General features: G+C 36.7%; 1 pseudogene. It reads right to left on the bottom strand.

What is annotated here, in order from left to right:
- Positions 1 to 156: 156 nt before the first annotated feature.
- Positions 157 to 766 (bottom strand): annotated as a pseudogene (locus JUJ52_RS23120) (hypothetical protein); the annotation flags it as partial.

The raw sequence follows: 766 nt of genomic DNA, 5'->3' as shown, positions 1-766 counted from the left end.
TAGCGCGAGCCGAAAATCCACTTTGCAACGTGTTCTTCTTTGCAAAGTTAGTTGAGGTCGAGCCCACGGAAAGCGAAGTAATTAGTCGAAGCATTGCCAATATACATCAAACATTTCAAAATAACTACTTGGCTTAACGCAGTCATTGCACTGATTTTATACTTTCTTAACTTGAAATAAAAAAATAAATTCGATCACTTTTTTCTTTCTTTCCTCAATTGGATCAGCATGAAGTAATATTTCAGCAATCTCATCCTGTAGCCCGTATGTCAAATTTACACCATAATGCTTTTCTTGAAAATACGAAAATAGTACCGCAATCATTGTCCCACAAACGGAAATACCAAATCCTTGTAAAATACAAATCCACAGCGAGGCATTCATCGTTTCCACTGCAAAAATGAAGCTAGGAATACTCACTACCCACATCGTAGATAAAGCAAAAGACCGTAAGAGGGCTGTTCCTTTATAGTTTTCCCATGCTTCAGTTTTTTTCTTATACAGGATTTGATTAATGAATTGATACATCATCGGTATTGCACCGAATAAAAGAAAATAAGAAAAAACCTGCGTTAATGACATCATCCCTAGATAAAACTTTCTACTTGTATTCAAAGATTTATGCGCCATTCCCATGATGTCCTCGATATAAGGCTCTTCACGAAGTACCCAACTGATCATTGGTACAATGACTAAAAGTCCAACGATGCTTCGCATTTGCAATAGTCCACTATATAGTCCCTCCCCAATAGAGACTTTAGAAAAT

Origin of the sequence: Virgibacillus sp. AGTR, from assembly GCF_016919725.2 — a bacterium.
Classification (GTDB): domain Bacteria; phylum Bacillota; class Bacilli; order Bacillales; family Amphibacillaceae; genus Virgibacillus; species Virgibacillus salarius.
This window is presented reverse-complemented; position numbering and strand designations above follow the sequence as displayed.